Genomic DNA, 582 nt, shown 5'->3' with positions numbered 1-582 from the left:
TTGTTAATTATCTTGATATATTTAACAAATTAGCTGATTTTTTGTAAATAAGAGCTGCACAGAAGGTTCTTTATCCTTTAAAAAGATAAAAATACCCCTTCTAGAAATTTTATTTAACAAAAATATTGCGATTTTGTTAGTTATCCCGATTTATTTAACATATTTCGGATTAGCGGGGATGTTTTTGTTAATTAAAACTTTTTATTTAACAAATCCCAGCATTACAACCCGGTTTTTGTTAAATATATTGTTTTATCTAACAAATTCGATCGTCGCGACCGCGTTTTTGTTAATTATCCTGATATATCTAACAAATTTTAGTTGCGGCTCGTCATTTTTGTCAATAAGAGGATAAAAAGACTGATCCTGTTGTGGTGTGTGGTATCTTTTTATCCTAAAACAGTAATTAGATGATTCTAGCAATTTTTATTTAACAAAAAAATCGCGTTTTTGTTAGATATCCCGATTTATTTAACATATTTCGCCTCAACACCACTGTTTTTGTTAATTATAAATTTTTATTTAACAAATCCCAGCGCTGTGAGCCGGTTTTTGTTAATTATCTTGATATATTTAACAAAT

The organism is Nosocomiicoccus sp. HMSC09A07 (genome assembly GCF_001808485.1).
Lineage (GTDB): Bacteria > Bacillota > Bacilli > Staphylococcales > Salinicoccaceae > Nosocomiicoccus > Nosocomiicoccus ampullae_A.
This window is presented reverse-complemented; position numbering follows the sequence as displayed.